Raw genomic sequence first — 233 nt, forward strand, 5'->3', positions numbered from 1 at the left:
ACTTTCACTGTGAAGTCGGTTTGACCCGCCGGTAAGCTCACTTGGAAGCTGCCGTCGTTCGCAACCGCCACGTCTTTCAGCTCAGTGCCGTCACCTAAGATGATGGTCACTTGGGTGCCCGTGAAGTCGACGTTCTTATCCGCTGTGCCGCTGTTCAGCGTCAGGTCAACCGTGGTCGCCGTCTTGCTTTCGTTGCTCAGCGTCACTTTGATGTCCGCGACCGCACCTTCCGC

1 protein-coding gene is annotated in these 233 nt (G+C 57.9%); it reads right to left on the reverse strand.

Annotated features, from left to right (window positions below; genetic code table 11):
• The coding region (locus AB4513_RS24675; RefSeq protein WP_372193480.1) for a hypothetical protein at positions 1-206 on the reverse strand (206 nt) is incomplete at its 3' end.
• Positions 207-233: the final 27 nt, after the last annotated feature.

Source organism: Vibrio sp. 10N.222.54.E6 (assembly GCF_041473955.1).
In the GTDB taxonomy this organism is placed as follows: domain Bacteria; phylum Pseudomonadota; class Gammaproteobacteria; order Enterobacterales; family Vibrionaceae; genus Vibrio; species Vibrio tasmaniensis_A.